Genomic DNA, 19109 nt, shown 5'->3' on the forward strand with positions numbered 1-19109 from the left:
GAAATTTACATTATACTCAAGAGAAAGCAGTTATCTTAAGTGTAAGGGAATGTAATGCAAGGAACCTCAACGAGAACAAGCGCTGCACGTGCGCTGCTATCTGAACGAATTCAAAAACTCACTACCGCATTATCTGATGGTGTGTATGAACGTGAAGATACAATGCGACTATGCTTACTTGCCGCTTTGTCTGGTGAAAGCGTATTTTTATTAGGTCCTCCTGGTATTGCAAAAAGCTTAATAGCAAAACGATTAATTAAAGCGTTTGATAACAGTCGTTATTTTGAATATCTAATGACACGCTTTTCGACACCAGAAGAAGTGTTTGGTCCTCTCTCAATTCAAGAATTAAAAGATAACGGTAAATACGTTCGATTAACTCAAGGTTACTTACCTGATGCTCAAGTTGTTTTCTTAGATGAAATTTGGAAAGCCGGTCCAGCAATTCTTAATACATTGCTGACCGTTGTTAATGAAAAAACATTTAAAAACGGTAATGAAGTTTCTCCTGTCCCAATGCGACTTCTTATTTCGGCATCAAACGAATTACCCGATGAAGACAGCGGTTTAGATGCACTCTATGACCGAATGTTAGTACGCGTATTTGTTAACCGTATTCAAAATAAAAATAACTTTAAATCCATGTTGATGACAGGGACGATTCAAGAAACAGAAATCGATCCATCATTAGTAGTAACGGACAGCGAGTACCATCAATGGCAAAAAGAACTGGATGGATTAACCTTATCCGATCAAGTTTTTGAAAAGCTATTTGAATTAAAGACTATGCTTGAGCAAAACAATACGGCTTATGATGAAGATCTGTATGTATCTGATCGACGTTGGAAAAAATCCGTTAAATTATTAAAGGCATCCGCTTTCTTTAGTGGTCGTGATGAAATTAATCCGATGGATTTGTTATTACTTCAAGATTGCTTATGGACGACTCCTGAGAACAGAGAACAAGTACGTGAAAGTATTCGAGTCTTTGCATCAGAAAAAGCGTTTGATCAACAAGCGGTATTAATGAATATCGATATGATCTTAACGGATATGGCGGAAATGGAAGCGGAGATCTTGGCAAAGCACAGTGTTGAGTTGCATATGGAAACGGCCGGTAACCGCTTAATGAAAAAAGAAAGCTATGAGTTCGATTTTCAAAAAGGCAAACGCTTTAGTGTTGGCAACGCGCATCAATTAATAAAATTAGTGATGCTTCAATCTAATATGTCAGTATCCGAAGGTGAAAAAGGCGATAGCCGCTGGGTTTATGTTAACCCTGATGACATCGAAAAACAGATGAAAGAAGGTAAGGCATCGGTATATGGTTACGTAAACCAGAACCCAAGTCTGTGTATGCTTAATTTTGAATTAGATGCAGATTCCAGATTAGTAATCAAAGATATCGCAAATCGTTCTGTTCTTGTCGGTATGGTTGGTCATAATGATCCAACTGAAAGTCAATTTGATGCGTGGGCAGAGCAAGTTTCTGTAAATCAAAAGAAATTAGACGAAGCTGAACATCAATTACTAAAAAGTCGAACACAATTTCACGCAGCGCTACCACATAACTTTATTGAAGAAAGTTTGCCTTCAGTGATTGAAAACAGTCTACAGTTATTAACTCAGCGTATTGAGGGATGTAAAACTCAATTTAATAACTCTAGTCGACGAGTAATGAAATTTAGCGATTATTATTCTTAATAAGTAATAGGGACAAATATGTTAGGTGCTGATGCCTTAAATTTGGTAATGATGGTAGCAGAATCAGGGATGATTGATTCATCGATCGCTGAGATCCTTTCACGTCCGCAATTTCTGACCGCTGCTAAATCAAACCCTAATATAAAACCAACCATTAAGAATCATATTTTGAAATGGCGTGGCAAAGTTAAGCATAAAATGACCAAAGTATGCGAAACAGAGCGTATTCAAGATGAACTGGCTTTATATCAGGATGTGATTCATTGGAGCGAGAACGAGTTTTATCAACGCATTGATGAGATTGTATCTAAGCTCAAATGGCATTCTGCATTTTACGTTGAAGCAAAACAATTAGCTAATGATAACAAAGGGTTAATGAATCCAATGTTCCCTCGATTCTTTTGTGAACGTTGGTATCAAAGTTTATCGGATGCAATCAAAAAAGCGCAGTTAAGTGAATTAAAAGAAGATAAAGAAAAACTCCTTGCTGATTTGTATCAACGAATTGAAACATTAAAAACCATGGAGTCTGTTACTGCTGAAGGTGATGAAGCTCAAATCGGTAAACTGTGGGATATGGCATCAGCAAAACTGACCAAATCTAATGTTGATATCATGAAACTACATGCACGATTTCTGAAGAAAAATAAAGGATTACAAGACATTGCTTCTAAGCTTGGACGTATGGCTAATGAAGCAGAACACCTTGATAAATCACAAGCAATGGCTGAAGAAGTCAAAGTGGTGGAAGAGAAGAGTGATTTTGTAACTGACGATATTGTTGGTGTTCATGAAGGTGACGATTTAAGTCGTCTACTTCCTAATGAAACCTTATTTTTATCGCATCCAGAACTTGAAGTTATTTTTTATCAGCACCTTATTGATAAACGTTTAATGAACTATCGTATGCAGGGTGCTGATCGTAAGTTACGCAAAGTCACAACTCAATCGAGAGCTGCAAGTAATGCGCTTATTGAAAAAGGGCCGTTTGTTGTTTGTGTCGATGCATCAGGTTCTATGAGTGGATTCCCAGAGCAATGTGCAAAAGCGTTAGCTTATGGATTAATGCAGATCGCATTGGCAGAAGAGCGAGATTGTTATGTCATTCTGTTTTCGACTCAGCAAATCACATATGAATTAAGTAAACAGGATGGCTTGAAAGAAGTCGCTGATTTCTTATCGTATAAATTTCATGGTGGTACAGATTTAGAGCCCGTGTTGGAAAAATCAATTCAAATGATGCATGGGGATAAATATAAAAACGCAGATTTAGTGGTATTGTCTGATTTTATTGCACCAACGCATTCAGAAAAAATAGATGCAATGGTAGGGGATTTGAAAAAACATCAGAACCGATTTCATGCGGTGTGTTTATCAAAATATGGAAATCCAGCATTAATGGCGATGTTTGACCACACATGGGCATATCATCCATCAATGCTAGGGAGACTAACGCAAATTCGCTAATTAGTCTTCTTTCACGAAACGTACTTTTGAAAAGCCAAGCTTTGTAAAGTAGCTGTGACGGAAATCTTTAACCGCACCAGGATTATTTGAGGCCATTTCAACTTGCTTTAACATAGTATCGAAATCTGAGATATCAATACCTTCAGCAGCCGCTGCAGCTTCAAATGGGCCGTGAAATTCACGAAAAGAGAAAGGGATCTCTTTTGTTTCAGACTTGTAAGTATAACGAACGATACGAGCCATTATTTCTCCGAAAATGGATGGCGTTAACACCATCCATTATTAATTATTTTTTGAAGATTTCAGCAAGCTCACGCTTCATGATTGGGTCACGGCGAGCTTTTTTGATTTGCTTAACTAGATCTTTCACACAGTTATGTAAAACTTGATCAAGAAGTTGTGAACGGTATTCAGCTTGAGCATCTTCGTCCATGTTTTCTGGTAGGTCTAAGTTTTCGAACTCAGCCATGAAATCATAACCAGCGTAGCTTTGGCTTAGAGAAACTAATGCGTGGAATTGCTCAAAGTTATCTAGAACTTTTTGAGCACTAGCTGGCATTGCATCCCAAGATTCACGAACGGCGATTTCAGCTACTTCGTGCACAGAAACAAGCATGTGCCACATTTCTTCAGGAACGTTTTCAAATTCGATAACTTTTTTAAGTTCAGGAGAGATCGTTTCTAGATCGATAGCTTCTTTTTGTGTGTTTTCAACTTCAGACATGGGAATTTCTCGTCATATAAAAGGGAAATGGTAACTAGACCATCAGAAATGTCAATTTTATTCATTCCTATAAGGGACATTTGATAAGAAATCGTGGTTTTAATAAGCGAAAAGCAGGAATCAACATCACATTTATCACCGTTTTTCATTAAAGAAACGATTATAAACGTCGATATCAAGAGTAGGAATTATATTACTCGGATTGATCATGCTAAGACTTTTACCATTATTTGCTTCATTACTATTTGTTGGGTGTGCACCACAAGGAAGTAGTTTATTAGATACCGCACCAAAGACGAAAGAAGATGCACCGTTCCCTGATTTTGAAAATCCTGAAACCGCACCTGTTGAAGAAGTGGAAACGTCAGAAATGACACGTGCATTGACTGGACCTAATGGTGAGTTAAAAGACGATGACATGCGACAAGTCGCTCAACAATTAACGAATATGGGTATTCAATATCACAAAGTAGGTAATGACCAACTGGTGATAAGCATTCAAGAAAAAGTGCATTTTTCTAGCGCTAAAGCGGAATTAACGCCTCTAGCACGCTCACTACTTAATAAATTAATTGTCGTTATGGCGAGTAAACCAGAGTTAGCTCTAGTACTTGATGGGCATACTGATGTAACTGGTGATCCGATTAAGAATCAGAACTTATCTGAACAACGCTCTAACGAAGTACGTCGCTATTTACTAGCGAATAAACTAAATGCGAGTCAATTATACTCTCGAGGTTTTGGTGAATATCTGCCGTTATGTGATAACGATACGATTCTAGGTCGCAAATGTAACCGAAGAGTGGAAATCACCATCTTAAAAATTCACTGGTAACAGTATAAAAAATGGCCCTCATTATTCGAGGGCCATTTTGTAGATATTTGTTAATTAGTTAGCAGTAACAGGTTGTTCTACGTAAGCCTTTGTTCCCCACAATGGCACCGTTGATAAACTATGCTTAAAGCTGCCTTCTGTTTCTTTTGTTGTGTATGACAAGTACAGTAATGTTTGGTTTTCAGCATCGTAAATACGTCTAACTTTCATTGATTTAAAGAAAATACTTTTAGATTGCTTGAAAACAACCTCACCAGATTTACTTCTGTCAATTTGAGCGATCATTTCAGGTGTGATTTCACCTGTTTGACGACATGAGATAGAGCTGTCACTTGGATCAGAAAGACTTAAATTTGCTTCAACTGATGCGATGTGGCAAGTAACACCAGGGATCTTTTCATCATCCAAGTTTGAAATTTTAATGTCTTTCATGGTGAACATACCTAGTGATACATCACCAACTTCGTTATCAGAACAAGCGCTAAGCATAGTTGTGATAGCAAGTGCAAAAATGATTTTTTTCATTAAAGATTCTCTGATTTTAAACGATATAGAAGAGTGTAGCATAAGGATGTCATCACTTTAGCATAAAGTAAGTAACCTTATGCATAAAAGCATTAATTGGATTTCTGAATTTAGGTGATATGTATTAGTATGCGTTGGATAAAATATATGAGTGGAGATATAACTTGAAAAAACAAATGATTACTGTTGCTTTAATGGTTCTTTTATTAAGCGCTTGTAGCTCTCCATCCCAACCACGCATGTGCGTTCCTGATTTTTGCAATATATGGGGTCAATGATTCAAGTTAGATTGCTTTTATCTTCGATTCAACGTATCAATCTCATCAATTTAAGCCTATAATCAACGGGTTCAAGACATTGTTAGGATTTTAGAATGAAAGTATGTGGCGTAGAGCTTAAAGGTAATGAAGCAATCATCTGTTTAATCAATAAATCAGATGGCATGATCGACTTACCTGATTGTCGAGTAGCTAAATTTGATATTGTTGAGCCATCAAAAACGGAATCAATCCGTGATTTTCAATTTAAATTTAAAAAATTAATGCAAGATTACCAAGTTGAAACGGTTGTTATCAAAGAACGTTTAATGAAAGGTAAATTTGCAGGTGGTGCTGTTGGCTTTAAATTAGAAGCTGCAATTCAACTTATTGAAGATGTTGAAGTAGAAGTTCTTAGCGCTGCTGATCAAAAAGCAAGCCTGAAACGTGCACCAGAAATGATTCGCGTAAAAGAAATTGGCCTAAAAGGCTACCAGCAAGATGCCTACGAAACAGGTTATGCATTTTTGAATTTCTAATTTAAATTAAAGGATGGGGTACCATCCTTTTTTGTAGGTGATATGAGTAGCGAAACATTCAACAAGAACAAGTTATCTTGGTTGGCAGAACAGGTAAATGTTGATTTCCCAACGCCTGAAAGTCTTAGAGGTAAAGATATCTATCTAAGTCAAAATCCATGTGTACCAACTAAGCTTGAATTTGTTAATTCAAATATCTCTGATGGTGTATTTGTTTTACCTGTTACAGAACATAGGCTTACTATTCGTTGGGCAATGATTGTTGCAAAACAATGGGATAAAGAATATGACGATGTACTTGAGTTTTTGACTCAAATCGAATTGTCAGAAGAATATCAGTTATTTGTTGCTTTAAATGGAATGATGCCAATTGCTGCGTGTTTATCGCAAGTTATTGATGGCGAACTATTTATTTCAGATATCGTTATTACGGATAATACCCTTGATGTTGATGGATTCTTAGGATCTGTAATGGAGCAACAATCAAGTTTACATGGGACTACTTTTACAACTTGTATTAAAGCCTAATACATCTTCAGAGTCTTGAAACATGCGTCATTACCTATCTCTAGTTTGTGGTTTTGTTTTTTTATTTGCACCAATTAGTTTGTTTGCACATGAAATGAAACCACTGAATATACTTGTGTTGCATTCATATAGCCCATCTTATGAATGGACAATGAATATACAACAGGGGATTTCAGAATCCATTGCTAAAGTTGATAGGAATGTTCGACTTTCTGTTGAGTACATGGATTCTAAGCGTGTAAACGGTAATGACTACAAAGCGCAATATTTAACATACTTGAAGCACAAATACTCGGAAGGGTATTTTGATGCGATCATTGCCTCGGATGATAATGCACTTAATTTCTTAATTAAAAACGCAAACAAAACTTTTCCTAAGTTACCTATCGTTGCTGTAGGTATCAATAATCTGTCAATCGATTTAGCTGATATAGAAGATAGAACAACTGTCTACTATGAACGCGATCATATTGTTAAAAATTTAAAACTTTCACAATCTCTGTTTCCTGATAGAAAAACTGTTTATCTGTTTAGCGATAACAGCTTGACCTCCCAACTAGTAAGACAACAATTCATAGAAGATGCTAAGGTATTTCCTAACCTTACAATTAAAATTATTGATGATTTATCTTTAAAAGAAGCTGAGCAGTTTTTGGAAAAAGCGGGCGATGACTCGGTTGCGTTTTTAACTCATTTTAATACTGAATTAAAAAAAGGTAATTACTATGACTACGGTGCCATTGCTTCTATTTTATCTAAAAAAAGTAATATTCCTATTTTTGTATTTTGGGAACACTACATTGGATATGGCGTATTAGGTGGTTATGTTAACCGTTCATATGCTTTAGGGATCCAATCCATTTTATCGCTATCAAATAAACTTCATTTTACGGTTAACGAAAAAGTATCAGCATATCCTGTAGCATGGGAAGGTTATGTATTTGACTATGGGATAGTAGATAAATTTAATATAGATAGAGACGATCTACCTTATGCTTCAAGCATTGTTAATGAGCCTGAATCATACTTATATAAAAACAGAAATATCATATCCGTAACAGCTCTGCTTATCATTATGATGTTAGGGATAATTGTTACTCAGTATATTGCGATTTTACGTAAAAAAGAATTAGACGAAAATAAAACACATATTCTCAAATTACAAAAGAAGACATTGAACGTCCAAAAAGAGATGATCAACGTCCTTGGAGAGGCAATTGAAACTCGTTCTGGTGAAACGGGAAATCACGTAAAGCGTGTCGCAAAAATGTCTTCCTTGCTTGGACGTTTATATGAACTACCACAATCAGAATATAAATTACTTGAAGTTATTAGCCCTATGCATGATGTGGGTAAAATAGGGATTCCTGAAGCTATTTTAGATAAACCGGGAAAGCTCACTTTAGAAGAAAGAACAATTATCGAGACTCATACGGTTATGGGATACAAACTATTGATGTCTGGTGATGGAGAAATAATGCAATCAGCGGCTCGAATTGCATTAGAACACCATGAAAGATGGGATGGAAAAGGGTACCCAAACCAGTTAAAAGGTGAAGAAATCCATATTTTTGCAAGAATAACAGCCATTGTTGATGTGTTTGATGCTCTTATGAGTAAACGTTGTTATAAAGAAGCATGGCCATTAGAAAGAGTTATTGAGTTGTTTAAACGAGAACGAGGCCGACAATTTGATCCGGACTTGTCTCAATTATTTCTAGATAACATATACAGTTTTATTGATATTCGACTTGAATACCCAGACTAAAAATAAAGTTAACAAAAGCAAGTTAACTTCTTGGCATAAAAAAAGCCCTAACTCCATGAGAGCTAGGGCTTTTTTCTTGGTTTTTCTTACCCGATAAAACTGATGTAAGTTTGTAAAATAATCAAATTTACGATATCAATAAAGAAAGCACCAACAATTGGAACGACCATAAATGCTTGTGGAGAAGGGCCGAAGCGAGAAACTAATGAACCCATGTTCATTACCGCTGTAGGTGTAGCTCCAAGACCAAAACCACAATGACCACCAGCCATAACCGCTGCATCATAATTTGAACCCATTACTCTGAAGGTCACAAAATATGAGAATAATGCAAGTACAACAGTTTGAATAGAAAGAATGATAAGTAATGGAATTGCTAAGTCAAAGATATTCCACAGCTTAAGACTCATCAAAGCCATTGCTAAAAACAGCGCTAATGAAACTGTACCTAAAATATCGACTGTTTCAGTATCTATTTTATGCACTTTAGTGACTTCGGTAATATTTGTAATGAACACACCAATGAATAGAGCGTATACAAAATCAGGTATTTTTAACCATGCGATGTCAAATGTTGCGATGAAATCACCAAGATGACCAGCACCAACTACACAAAGCAGTAACACAAATAATGTCTCGATCACTTTTTTTGCGGTTACTTTTTCTTCTTCACGTTCATTGTAGGTAACAACTTCAGGGAAGCGTGAATGTGTATCAACGCCAGTGCCGTATTCTGATTCTAAATTATGCTTATGAATTAATTTTTGTGCGATAGGGCTACCAATTAATCCACCCATGATTAAACCAAATGTAGCTGAAGCCATTGCAAGCTCAAGCGTATTTAAATGGTATGTCTCAGCAAATGTATGTGACCAAGCTGCACCTGTACCATGACCGCCAGATAGTGTAATTGAACCTGCGATTAAACCCATAAGAGGGTCAAGTCCCATTAAGCTAGCAAGGCTGACGCCAATACCATTTTGAATAATGATATAAACAGAAGCTACAGCAAGGAAGATAAATACTTTACTTCCGCCTTTAATTAATTGTTTGTAGTTTGCAGCAAGTCCGACTGTACTAAAGAACATCAACATGAATGTGCTTTGTAATGGCAGTGAGAACTTTAAGTTGATCCCTTGGAAATGTAGGATCGTAATGAAAAAAGCTACGATTAACCCACCTACAATTGGCTCTGGGATATTGTATTTTTTGAATAGTACGACTTTTGAATTGATCAAGTGGCCGAGGAATAACACGGCAATTGCAATTAAAAATGATTCAAGCGCACCAATAGATAGAGTGTGTGACATAGTACTCCTAAGTTGAAATATCTAATTTATAGTTTCGTCCACAATTTTAAATTATGCGAAAATAAATGAAGAATACATGTATTTTAATGCATTCTTAATCTAGATATTGTCTGATTTCAGGGACTGATAGTATCATTTTTATTAATAGAGTTGGGTTAGCGCATGGTAAAACATATGAATGCACTGTTAATATTGAAAATAAGTATGAAAAATTTGGTTGCTATTCATCGTAAAAAAGTACAATGCTGCCGCCGCGTAGGGCGCTACCCACGTTAAATGTGAAGCCGATTCCAACATTATCAACTAAAGAAATCCACTTTCTCGTATCGATTAACCATGCAATATTGAACTCATAATAAAAGTCGGTTCCAAGTGGTTCATTTGCGTCTCCACCAAGATCAACTCGTTTGGCTTTTAGGTATAAAACTTGTGCTAAACGATTCCAATGTGCCATGTTATATCGCAGTTGAATGCTGTTTACGAAACGCCAAACCTCAGGATTTGCATCAGAGCTGTAATCTGATGAGCCACCAAAACCTTGTCCATAAGCATAGTGGTAACTATTGTTAAAACGCCATTCACCCCAATCGGTTTCTTTTTTATATTGGAAGGTAATTTTGGGTTCAATAATGAACGCATTACTTGATACGTTGTAGTACAAACCGTCTAAAACGGGAGCGAAACTCTGACTGAAATCAGAATTGTAAGTATGAGTGTTTCTATAATGCATTAAATGAAACGCATTACCGACAGAAATGGTCCAATTCTCATAGAAATCGTAGTTTTGTGCGTATTCTGCATATAAACCAAATATTTCATCTAAATCAGAATCAGGGGAGCTTTTATCTTTGAACTCGACATCAATATCTGTATTAACATATGAAGCTCTTACTGTGAGTTCATGTGACCAACGAGAGTCAGGATCTTCAGTGAGTTCAAAAGTATAAGGTAAAGAATATACCGTCATTTGGTTACGCAGCTGAATGGAATCATTGCTGCCTAAGCCATTATCAGGGTTATTTTCATCTTTAGATAAATAGCGGTTTGGGTTGAAGTCAGCAATACCGAAAGTGATCATATTACTGTCTGATAAAACTAATGATGTAGCGAAGGCTTCTTCAAATTGGCTTGCAGGAGTAAAGTTACGGGCTTCCGCTTTATCGTATGCTAAATAAAGCAATATCATAACAAGCAGTGAAGGACGTAGCCTTATCATTCGTTTATAACCTTATATCGTTAATTTATAAATATCTAGATACAATTTAGTTCAAAATCAAGTATTAATCTACTTTAAATCAGTATCTTAAATGATAATCGAGATAAAATTATTCCAGGTAAGATAAACACGCTACATGAACGTTAGCAGCGTGTTTATTTATCTTAGAACTTATGTTATTCGCTAATGAACCCACCTGTTTGATGGTTCCAAAGTTGAGCGTAAATGCCACCTAATGCAACGAGCTCTTTATGTGTGCCTTGCTCAACAACTTGACCTTTATCCATCACTAATAAGCGATCCATTGCTGCAATGGTAGATAAACGGTGTGCAATTGCGATAACAGTTTTGCCTTGCATTAGTTCATCAAGACTATCTTGGATCGCTGCTTCAACTTCAGAATCTAATGCTGAAGTTGCTTCATCTAAAATTAGTAAAGGTGCATCTTTTAATAATACACGCGAGATAGCGATACGTTGGCGTTGACCTCCCGATAATTTCACACCACGCTCACCAACTTGCGCATCATAGCCTTTGCTACCAAAAGAATCCGTTAAGGTTTCAATGAACTCGTGAGCTTGCGCTTGTTTAGTTGCTGCGAATAGATCTTCATCCGTAGCATCTGGACGGCCATACTTTATATTATCGCGAATAGAACGATGAAGTAGGGAGGTATCTTGGCTTACCATACCAATTTGACTTCTTAATGAGTCCTGCGTGACATCTCTAATATCTTGACCGTCAATAGATATCGAACCTGACTCAACATCATGAAAACGCAGTAATAAATTAACAAGAGTAGATTTGCCAGCACCAGAACGACCCACTAAACCAATTTTTTCGCCTGGTTTAATTTCTAAGTTCAAATCATTAATTACGCTTTTGTTTTCACCATAATTAAAGTTTACGTTGTCGAATTTAATGGTTCCTTTAGATACGTTTAATTCTGAAGCGTTTTCTTTATCTGTAATTTCAATAGGTTTAGAAAGAGTATTAATACCATCTGTAACGGTACCAAGATTTTCAAAGAGAGAACTGATTTCCCACATTATCCAGTGCGACATTCCGTTTACACGCAAAGCTAAACTAATCGCAATTGCAATGGCACCCACACTAAGTACATTGTCTAACCAGAGCGCAATAGAAACGGCAGCAATTGAGAAAACCAATAAGTAGTTAATGATCTCAACAGAGATATTAATCCCTGTTGCTAAACGCATTTGCTTATGAACAGTACCTAAAAATTCTTCCATGCCTTCTTCAGCGTATTGAGTCTCTCGTTTACTGTGGCTAAAGAGTTTGACGGTGTTGATGTTGGTGTAACTATCAACCACACGTCCTGTCATTGTTGAACGTGCATCAGCTTGTTGTTCTGAAATGGCTTTCAGTTTAGGTACAAAATGAAATTGAATCGCTACGTAAGCTGCAAACCAAATGAGCATTGGTAGCATTAATCTCCAGTCTGCTTGACCAACCATGACAACCATGGAAGTAAAGTAAACAGAAACATAAACCAATACATCTAATAACTTCATTACCGTTTCACGAACAGCTAAAGCCGTTTGCATTACTTTTGTTGCAATACGACCAGCAAAGTCATCTGAGTAAAATGAAACACTTTGTTTTAGTAAGTAACGGTGTGCTTGCCAACGAATTGCCATAGGGTAGTTACCTAATAACGTTTGGTGCGTTAGCAAAGAATGTACAAATAAAAGGATAGGAACAATAACAACAATTAAAAAACCAAGTAGTAGTAATGTTTGTCCTTCTTGAGCTAAAAAGGTCTCTCGATCATGAGTTGATAGCCAATCAACGAGCTGTCCCATAAAGCCAAATAATGATACTTCGATCATGGCAATAATGGCACTTAATAGTGACATGCTAATTAATGGAACTTCAAAGCCTTTAGTATAATGACGACAGAATGCATACAAACCTTTGGGTGGTTGGTCGGGCTCTTGTTTTGGAAAAGCAGTCGTTAACCGCTCAAAGAATTTAAACATAATTAAACCTTAAAATTATTAACCAACATTCACTGTGGTGAAGTTGTTTGTACATATTATTAACATAACCTAAATCAAGCGCTTATTGTAATGTTTTTATAGGATAAGTAGAGCTGTTTATTAAAAAAATTAGTAGGTTGAGACTCAGTAGAGGTATCATAAAAAAATACCATCACAACAGAGTAAGAAAATGAAAAAAATACCAACCAATATTATTACAGGTTTTCTTGGTGTAGGGAAAACGACGACCATATTACAATTATTAAAAAACAAACCAGAAAATGAATCTTGGGCTGTTTTGGTTAATGAATTTGGTGAAGTTGGTATTGATGGTGCTTTTCTTGCTGAGGGCGGTGCTATGGTGAAGGAAGTTCCTGGTGGCTGCATGTGTTGCACCGCAGGCCTTCCTATGTCTGTTGGTATTAATGCATTACTGAGACAAAAACCGGATCGTTTAATTATTGAACCAACAGGGTTAGGGCATCCTAAAAAAATCATTGCTATTTTACAATCAGAGAACTATGAAAAGTACATTGATTTGAAAGCAACGATTGGTCTTGTCGATCCTAGAAATCTATCTGACGATAAGTATGTGTCTAATCAGAACTTTAACGATCAATTGGGTATTTCTGATGTCGTTGTCGCGACTAAGATGGATATGGCTTCAGATTACGATGAGTGTTTATTTGATTCATGGGCAAAAGAACTGCCAACTCAACCTAAAACGACGAAGATAAATCATGGTGAGCTACCGCAATCTTGGCTTGATCAAGAGCGTAATATTGAACTAACAATTGAAGAACACCACCATCATCATGCAGAACAAGATATTGTCGAAATGGCTCTTGAACCTGGTCAGAAGTTTTGCAGAAAAGAGAATAAAGGCCAAGGCTATGTAAGTTGTGGGTGGTTCTTTGGTGCAGAGTCAGTGTTTGATTTTGAAGAGTTGTTTTCAATGTTATCAGATTTGAATGCGGAACGAATTAAAGCGGTAATGAATACTGATAAAGGGTGTTATGCATTTAATGTGGCTAACCGTGTTGTCTCTGTTAATCAATTAAGTATTGAAGGAATGGAGTCGAAACTTGAAGTTATCGATACTCAATTGCTTCCATGGGATCAATTAGAAACAATATTGCTAAGTTTGATCATTGAATAATCGATATTGATATATGAATAAAAAGGGGAGCGTAAAGCTCCCCATTTGCATTTTTGTAATGGAAAATTAGCGTTTGTTTTTCAGATAACGTTTACGACGCTCTTCTTTTTTCTTTGCTTTTTCTTCTTCTTTACGAGCGGCATCAATTTCAACTTGAATTAACTCTTCTGTGATCATTTCTGGTAATTCAAGAGTCACTTGACCAAGAACTCCTGAACGTAATTCGTGAAGTAAAATCTCAGACGCTTTGTAAAGGTTGATTCGACCACCAGCTTGTAAACAACCACGGCTGCGACCAATCGCTTCCATTAGTTCTAAATCATTGTCTGGTAGTTCATCTAATTTGTAACGCTCTTTTAAACGCTCTGGGTATTGTTTAGCAAGATATTCAACGGTGTAGAATGCAACTTCGTCATATTCCATTGCTGTATCTTTTACTGCACCAGTTGCCGCTAGACGGAAACCACTGTGTGGGTTTTCAACTTTTGGCCATAAAATTCCTGGAGTATCAGAAAGCACCACACCATTTTGAAGATTAATGCGTTGTTGACGGCGTGTAACTGCTGGTTGGTTACCAGTAACAGCGATAGTTCGGCCTGCAAGGGTATTGATAATTGTTGATTTACCAACGTTAGGAATACCCATGATCATAGTGCGAACGTTTTTGCCCATTGCCTCTCTGTGAGGAACAAGTTTACGACATACTTCCATGATCTTATGAATTTCTTCAGGGTTTTCGGTTGTAACCGCCATTGCAGTTACGCCTTGTTCTTTTTCTAAATGCTCAATCCAAAGTTGAGTCACTTCTGGATCCGATAAATCACGCTTATTAAGTACTTTTACACACGGTTTGTCTTTACGAATAGAAGAGATAAGCGGATTTTCACTACTAAAAGGAATACGGGCGTCAAGAACTTCAATGATAACATCGATTTTTGGCACAACTTCTTCAATCTCTTTACGAGCTTTGTGCATGTGTCCCGGGAACCATTGGATGGACATGGCGTGAATCCTTTAAAAACGAAAAGGGTTATTTTAACGGTAAAGTGGAAAGTGTAAAGAGCTCCTTGTATTGCTTGGCCATTTTGTATAAAAAACGGCCTAAATAGGCCGTTTAAATTAAGACTTAGTTTTAATGATGTTTATAAAGTGGCAACAACAGTATTATCAACGATATCTATCATCTGTTTAATTTCACTACCTAGTGCTGAAGGGTACCAAATTTCCACCCAAACCTTATCAACGTGGTTTGGAAGCATCATGCTGCTTTTAAATTCGGTACTGTCATTCATTGGAGTTAGAATGATTTGAGAAGTATAGTCTACGGCACCTTCATTAAATTCAGTGTAGATAGACATAAAACCTCGATCGCTTTGAGAGCTTGCAACAGAAAGGTCAAAAGTGACTTCTCGTTCTGTTGAGAATGTAAAGCCTTCTGGTACAGACAACTCACTTGTTTTAATACCGCTTTCTTTTTTAGGAACATCCGCAGCCGCTGGTGCTGCTCCCCCCGATGTGCCTGATGAAGAATCACTACATGCAGAAAGAAAAGTAATGATGGCGATACTTAGTAATAAATTAACTCGTTTCATAAATCCTCCTTGTTAGTCAGCAGTTGACCAAGTATTACTAGGTGTAGGGTTAAGGTACCAAGTTGTTTTCTCTGTACCGCCTGATGTTGCCCATTCGGCGAAGTCTGGGTAAGCATCACCAATATCAATATATTCTGATGGATGATCCCAAGGTGATGAAATTAATATTCCCCATGGAAGATTTCCGGTTGTACGGTAGTATTTACTTGTTGCAGGGTCTGAATCATCCTGAGCAATACCATAGAAACTACTGACTAATGTCCCTCTACTTGTTGGTGGGAAATCCGCTGTGTGAATTTCTAAGTCTGTCCCAGGGGCTGTAGAGAAGCTATCACCGTGATACAAACCATAGCCTGCAGCAAATATGAATGGGTCGGCACCATTTAGTGGCAACAGTGAACTTACGCTAGGCTCACTACCATCATTGAAAGGAAGTGAGATGCTAAATGTCATCTGCTCTGATTCAAGTGATGCACTACATGATGGATTTGTACGGTGGAATTTACACTCTTCGTTAATGATTATGTCTTCTCGTAGATTCAATGAAGCAACAACAACCAAGTCTCCACCCGGAGAGCCAATAGATTTATCTTCACCTGTAAATGGTGAAATATTCGCTCGAGTGACGCCATTTTTTTCTAAACGAGCTAACGAAAGGTTTATATCTGATTCAGAGAAACCATTAAGCTTCCAGCCTAAACCGTTACCATAAGATGCACCATATGCCATGATGGTCCCTGTGATATCAAATCGTAATACTTCACCATCTTTACTCACAATGGTAGTACGGTAATAGGCAACCACATCATTTAAGTCAAAATCACCAATTTCAGGCCAGTTATCCTCAAACGCTGCAGTGTAATAACCAGAGTGCTGAATCGTGGTTCCTGGGTCAGTAACATCAAAAACATAGTCTTCGACCTCACCATCACCAACGTAACCAGAGCTTGGTATATTAGGGTTGCTTGATAAACGGAAACGAGTTTGTACTGAACCAATAATTGCGTTGTCGCTGACTCTAATTGGGACGACTTGTACGCCACTCACAACTGGGTGGTTTGTTAAAATTTGTTCGCCTTCATCAAATGAGCCGTTCATATCCCAGTCAGCCCATGCTTGTAGATAACCACTGCCACTGGCACTTACATTTATTAATGCGTCTAATCCTTTTTCTAAACTGGTTAAGATAGTGATACCGTCATCGTCGTTACCGTCAACATCGAGATCATCTCCATTTGACGCTATTCCTGGTTGACCATCTGTATCTGCATCGACGCTACTACCTAAGTAAAGGGTACTTGTCATAGCATGCTCTGCGCCGTCATTTGATTTTAAGGTGTTGTAGCTATCAGGAGCATCACCAAAATCAGATTCATCAGAGCTTCCAATTGGTGAAGTAAAGTCATCAAGATCCCAGTTACCGTCAAAAGCAGAAAAAATTGGGTTTGGCAAAGGACTGTTGCTAGCGGTAACGGTTTCAAATTGAAGAGTAACAATAGAGGTGTTTTTATAGGTGAATTTTACAGCACCTGAAGTATCGGTTTCATTATAGTTTGTTCCTGGGCCTGTGAATAACACTGAAAGACCATCAGAACTTTCTTCTGCTGTTAGACTCGCTCCTGCAGAACCGGTTTGATAGCTGAAAAAACCTTCGTTTTTATATACACGAACTTGTTCTGATTGTACTGGCTCACCATCAATGTCGTAACCAATCATTTCAAATTCAGGAATCGTATAAGGGATTGAAAATGTCCCTGATAATCCATCGGTACCGTCAAAAAATTCAAAAGTATAAATGAGACCAGCAGGACCCGGAGAGTTTGTTTGGTATAGGAAGCCAATGTCACCGCTTGGTTGTGTTGAGCCTTCTTTGTAATTAGGGGTGTGGTATAGGAAAGTGGCATCGCCAATAATTCGGCTGCTTATCTTCGCATCAATAGTTTTACCATTATGAACCCCAACATTTAAGAAGTGCATAACAGGGCCATCATATGAGGGGCCAAAACTATTATTTAAATTCGTCGCTTCAATATGATTTGAGAAATCCAAATCGACGACGGTTGCATGAATAGGAATACTCGCAGTAGCGAGAGCAATAATTGGTATAAGTTGCTTGTATTTCATAGTCAGCCTCTACTCTATCTAGATGAGATGCTCCCAAAAATTGAAAGCTCTAACACGTGAAAAAACTCGATTATTTATGTATCAAGCAATACGCATACCATTTAGAGTAGAGGAAGGGGGGAATATATGTAATCAATTGAAATATAGCTATTAATTTTTCCTTTTCTATGGGTGAGGCGACGTGAGCTATTTCGATAAGTGGAGTTATCCTCAATATAGGAATCAATATGAGAATATAAATTTTACAAGTGATTAATAAGTAACAGATGGATGCTTACCCATCTGCAACTCATTAAGAAATGTTAAGCTGCTTGATGATTTTGTTCGTGTAAAGGTAAGGGTTTTCCAAGCAAAAATCCTTGGAAATAACCAATATTCAATTTTTTCATTAATTCATATTGATGAGGTGTTTCTACCCCTTCAACAATCGTCAAAGCATCTTGTTTTTTTGCTATAGATAGAGCTGATAAAAGAGGGGCTTTGACGCCTGCTTCATACTTTAGTAATAGAGCGCGATCGATTTTAATTACGTTTGGGTTTAATTGTGAAACTCGCTTTGCAGAAGAGGCTTCCGAACCATAGTCGTCAATAGCGACAAAAAAATCGTGCTCTTTGATCATCTCGATAGCATCGATGAGCCTCTTTTCATCTTGGTAATGAAATTCTACTAATTCAAATACGATGTTTTGTGGAGATAGATTTAATGCACTGATTCTTGACTCTAATAGCATTGCATTTATATCAGGTAAATGACTGGTATAAAGAAGCACTGCAGATTCAGGCAAAACATTTAAGAATAGTTTGCAATTTAATGGAGCAAAGATAGAAAAGTTTCGAATATGAATAACCCGACTTAAGCGTTCGATATTTAGTATCTGTTCTAAGGTGCGAGATAAGTCCGAAAAGAAAAGGTCGGGTCTGATTGGCTGATCATTTGAGTCTTGAATTCTAAGTAATGCTTCATAACCAAAAATATTCATTTTCTTATCAAATATTGGTTGGAAAACACTTCTCAAAGTGAAGCCGTCATATTGAGCGCAATATGAACCTGCGTCATCAATGAATAAATGAGTTTGAAACTCTTCCTGTGTTGCCAATAGCATTCGTAACTCCTTATACGTTCAAGTATTGATATCTGAATCAATAGCATTAATCAAATGACCGAAAAAGAATAATCGAGTGAAATCACAGATTTAGTGTTTCATAGTTAAGAATTTGGTGAGTAGGGAACCCAATAAAAGTAAACATAACTGTGATTAATGCATTTGGTTAGTCAATGTATTTAGCTCTTTTTATCAGAAAATTAATACCTTGAGCTCATTTATAAATAATTTATTGCTATAAGTCTTGATTTAACA

17 protein-coding genes are annotated in these 19109 nt (G+C 37.0%); 7 read left to right on the plus strand and 10 right to left on the minus strand.

Annotated elements, in window-relative coordinates; all coding sequences use genetic code 11:
* Positions 1-54 precede the first annotated feature (54 nt).
* Together GNP81_RS15880 and viaA are read left to right on the plus strand one after the other, a co-directional pair.
* Positions 55-1704: an ATPase RavA domain-containing protein gene (locus GNP81_RS15880; RefSeq protein WP_155674362.1), complete on the plus strand. Its 1650-nt coding sequence runs from the start codon at positions 55-57 to the stop codon at positions 1702-1704.
* A gap of 18 nt (positions 1705-1722) precedes the next feature.
* Complete coding sequence (gene viaA / locus GNP81_RS15885; protein WP_155674361.1) at positions 1723-3171, plus strand: ATPase RavA stimulator ViaA; 1449 nt, start codon at positions 1723-1725, stop codon at positions 3169-3171.
* Here viaA and GNP81_RS15890 read toward each other — a convergent pair whose 3' ends face one another.
* Positions 3172-3414 carry a DUF2960 domain-containing protein gene (locus GNP81_RS15890; RefSeq protein ID WP_005422664.1) on the minus strand — a complete coding sequence of 81 codons (243 nt, stop codon included), beginning with the start codon at positions 3412-3414 and terminating at the stop codon, positions 3172-3174. It lies immediately after the preceding gene.
* Positions 3415-3457: 43 nt separating this feature from the next.
* Positions 3458-3895 (minus strand): DUF3069 domain-containing protein, encoded by a 438-nt coding sequence (locus GNP81_RS15895; protein ID WP_005422665.1) that lies wholly within the window; start codon positions 3893-3895, stop codon positions 3458-3460.
* A gap of 208 nt (positions 3896-4103) precedes the next feature.
* Between GNP81_RS15895 and GNP81_RS15900 the strand changes: the two genes are divergently transcribed.
* Entirely contained in the window at positions 4104-4730 is a 627-nt protein-coding gene (locus GNP81_RS15900) for an OmpA family protein (RefSeq protein WP_155664689.1), read from the plus strand.
* Between the two features lie 54 nt (positions 4731-4784).
* On the opposite strand, the gene GNP81_RS15905 is transcribed toward GNP81_RS15900, so the two are convergent.
* Positions 4785-5255, minus strand: a complete 471-nt coding sequence (locus tag GNP81_RS15905; protein ID WP_155672762.1) for a CreA family protein — start codon at positions 5253-5255, stop codon at positions 4785-4787.
* Between the two features lie 373 nt (positions 5256-5628).
* On the opposite strand from GNP81_RS15905, the gene GNP81_RS15910 reads away from it, so the two are divergent.
* The 3 genes from GNP81_RS15910 (at position 5629) to GNP81_RS15920 (ending at position 8347) form a co-directional block, all read left to right on the plus strand.
* Complete coding sequence (locus GNP81_RS15910) at positions 5629-6051, plus strand: DUF3010 family protein (RefSeq protein ID WP_054775757.1); 423 nt, start codon at positions 5629-5631, stop codon at positions 6049-6051.
* Positions 6052-6093: 42 nt separating this feature from the next.
* Entirely contained in the window at positions 6094-6579 is a 486-nt protein-coding gene (locus GNP81_RS15915; RefSeq protein ID WP_155674360.1) for a hypothetical protein, read from the plus strand.
* A 151-nt stretch (positions 6580-6730) separates the two neighbouring features.
* Positions 6731-8347, plus strand: coding sequence for an HD domain-containing phosphohydrolase (locus GNP81_RS15920; protein ID WP_236798273.1), 1617 nt, complete (start codon positions 6731-6733; stop codon positions 8345-8347).
* An 86-nt stretch (positions 8348-8433) separates the two neighbouring features.
* On the opposite strand, the gene gltS is transcribed toward GNP81_RS15920, so the two are convergent.
* The 3 genes from gltS to GNP81_RS15935 all read right to left on the minus strand — a co-directional run bounded on the left by gltS (position 8434) and on the right by GNP81_RS15935 (position 12876).
* A complete protein-coding gene (gltS, locus tag GNP81_RS15925) occupies positions 8434-9657 on the minus strand; it encodes a sodium/glutamate symporter (protein ID WP_005422679.1) in 1224 nt (407 codons plus the stop codon).
* A 220-nt stretch (positions 9658-9877) separates the two neighbouring features.
* Positions 9878-10873 carry a Solitary outer membrane autotransporter beta-barrel domain gene (locus GNP81_RS15930; RefSeq protein ID WP_155653432.1) on the minus strand — a complete coding sequence of 332 codons (996 nt, stop codon included), beginning with the start codon at positions 10871-10873 and terminating at the stop codon, positions 9878-9880.
* 176 nt (positions 10874-11049) lie between these two features.
* Entirely contained in the window at positions 11050-12876 is a 1827-nt protein-coding gene (locus GNP81_RS15935) for an ABC transporter ATP-binding protein (RefSeq protein ID WP_155657922.1), read from the minus strand.
* 190 nt (positions 12877-13066) lie between these two features.
* Between GNP81_RS15935 and GNP81_RS15940 the strand changes: the two genes are divergently transcribed.
* Positions 13067-14035: a CobW family GTP-binding protein gene (locus GNP81_RS15940; protein WP_155657921.1), complete on the plus strand. Its 969-nt coding sequence runs from the start codon at positions 13067-13069 to the stop codon at positions 14033-14035.
* Between the two features lie 66 nt (positions 14036-14101).
* Here the strand turns inward: GNP81_RS15940 and ylqF are convergent, their stop codons facing one another.
* From ylqF to GNP81_RS15960, 4 genes are all read right to left on the minus strand, one after another.
* Positions 14102-15037 carry a ribosome biogenesis GTPase YlqF gene (gene ylqF, locus GNP81_RS15945; protein ID WP_005422686.1) on the minus strand — a complete coding sequence of 312 codons (936 nt, stop codon included), beginning with the start codon at positions 15035-15037 and terminating at the stop codon, positions 14102-14104.
* A gap of 140 nt (positions 15038-15177) precedes the next feature.
* Positions 15178-15627 (minus strand): hypothetical protein, encoded by a 450-nt coding sequence (locus GNP81_RS15950; RefSeq protein ID WP_155674359.1) that lies wholly within the window; start codon positions 15625-15627, stop codon positions 15178-15180.
* Between the two features lie 12 nt (positions 15628-15639).
* Positions 15640-17751, minus strand: coding sequence for an LruC domain-containing protein (locus tag GNP81_RS15955; RefSeq protein ID WP_155674358.1), 2112 nt, complete (start codon positions 17749-17751; stop codon positions 15640-15642).
* 302 nt (positions 17752-18053) lie between these two features.
* Positions 18054-18854 carry an EAL domain-containing protein gene (locus GNP81_RS15960; RefSeq protein WP_155657918.1) on the minus strand — a complete coding sequence of 267 codons (801 nt, stop codon included), beginning with the start codon at positions 18852-18854 and terminating at the stop codon, positions 18054-18056.
* Between the last annotated feature and the right edge of the window lie 255 nt (positions 18855-19109).

This window comes from Aliivibrio fischeri, assembly GCF_009727955.1.
Classification (GTDB): domain Bacteria; phylum Pseudomonadota; class Gammaproteobacteria; order Enterobacterales; family Vibrionaceae; genus Aliivibrio; species Aliivibrio fischeri_A.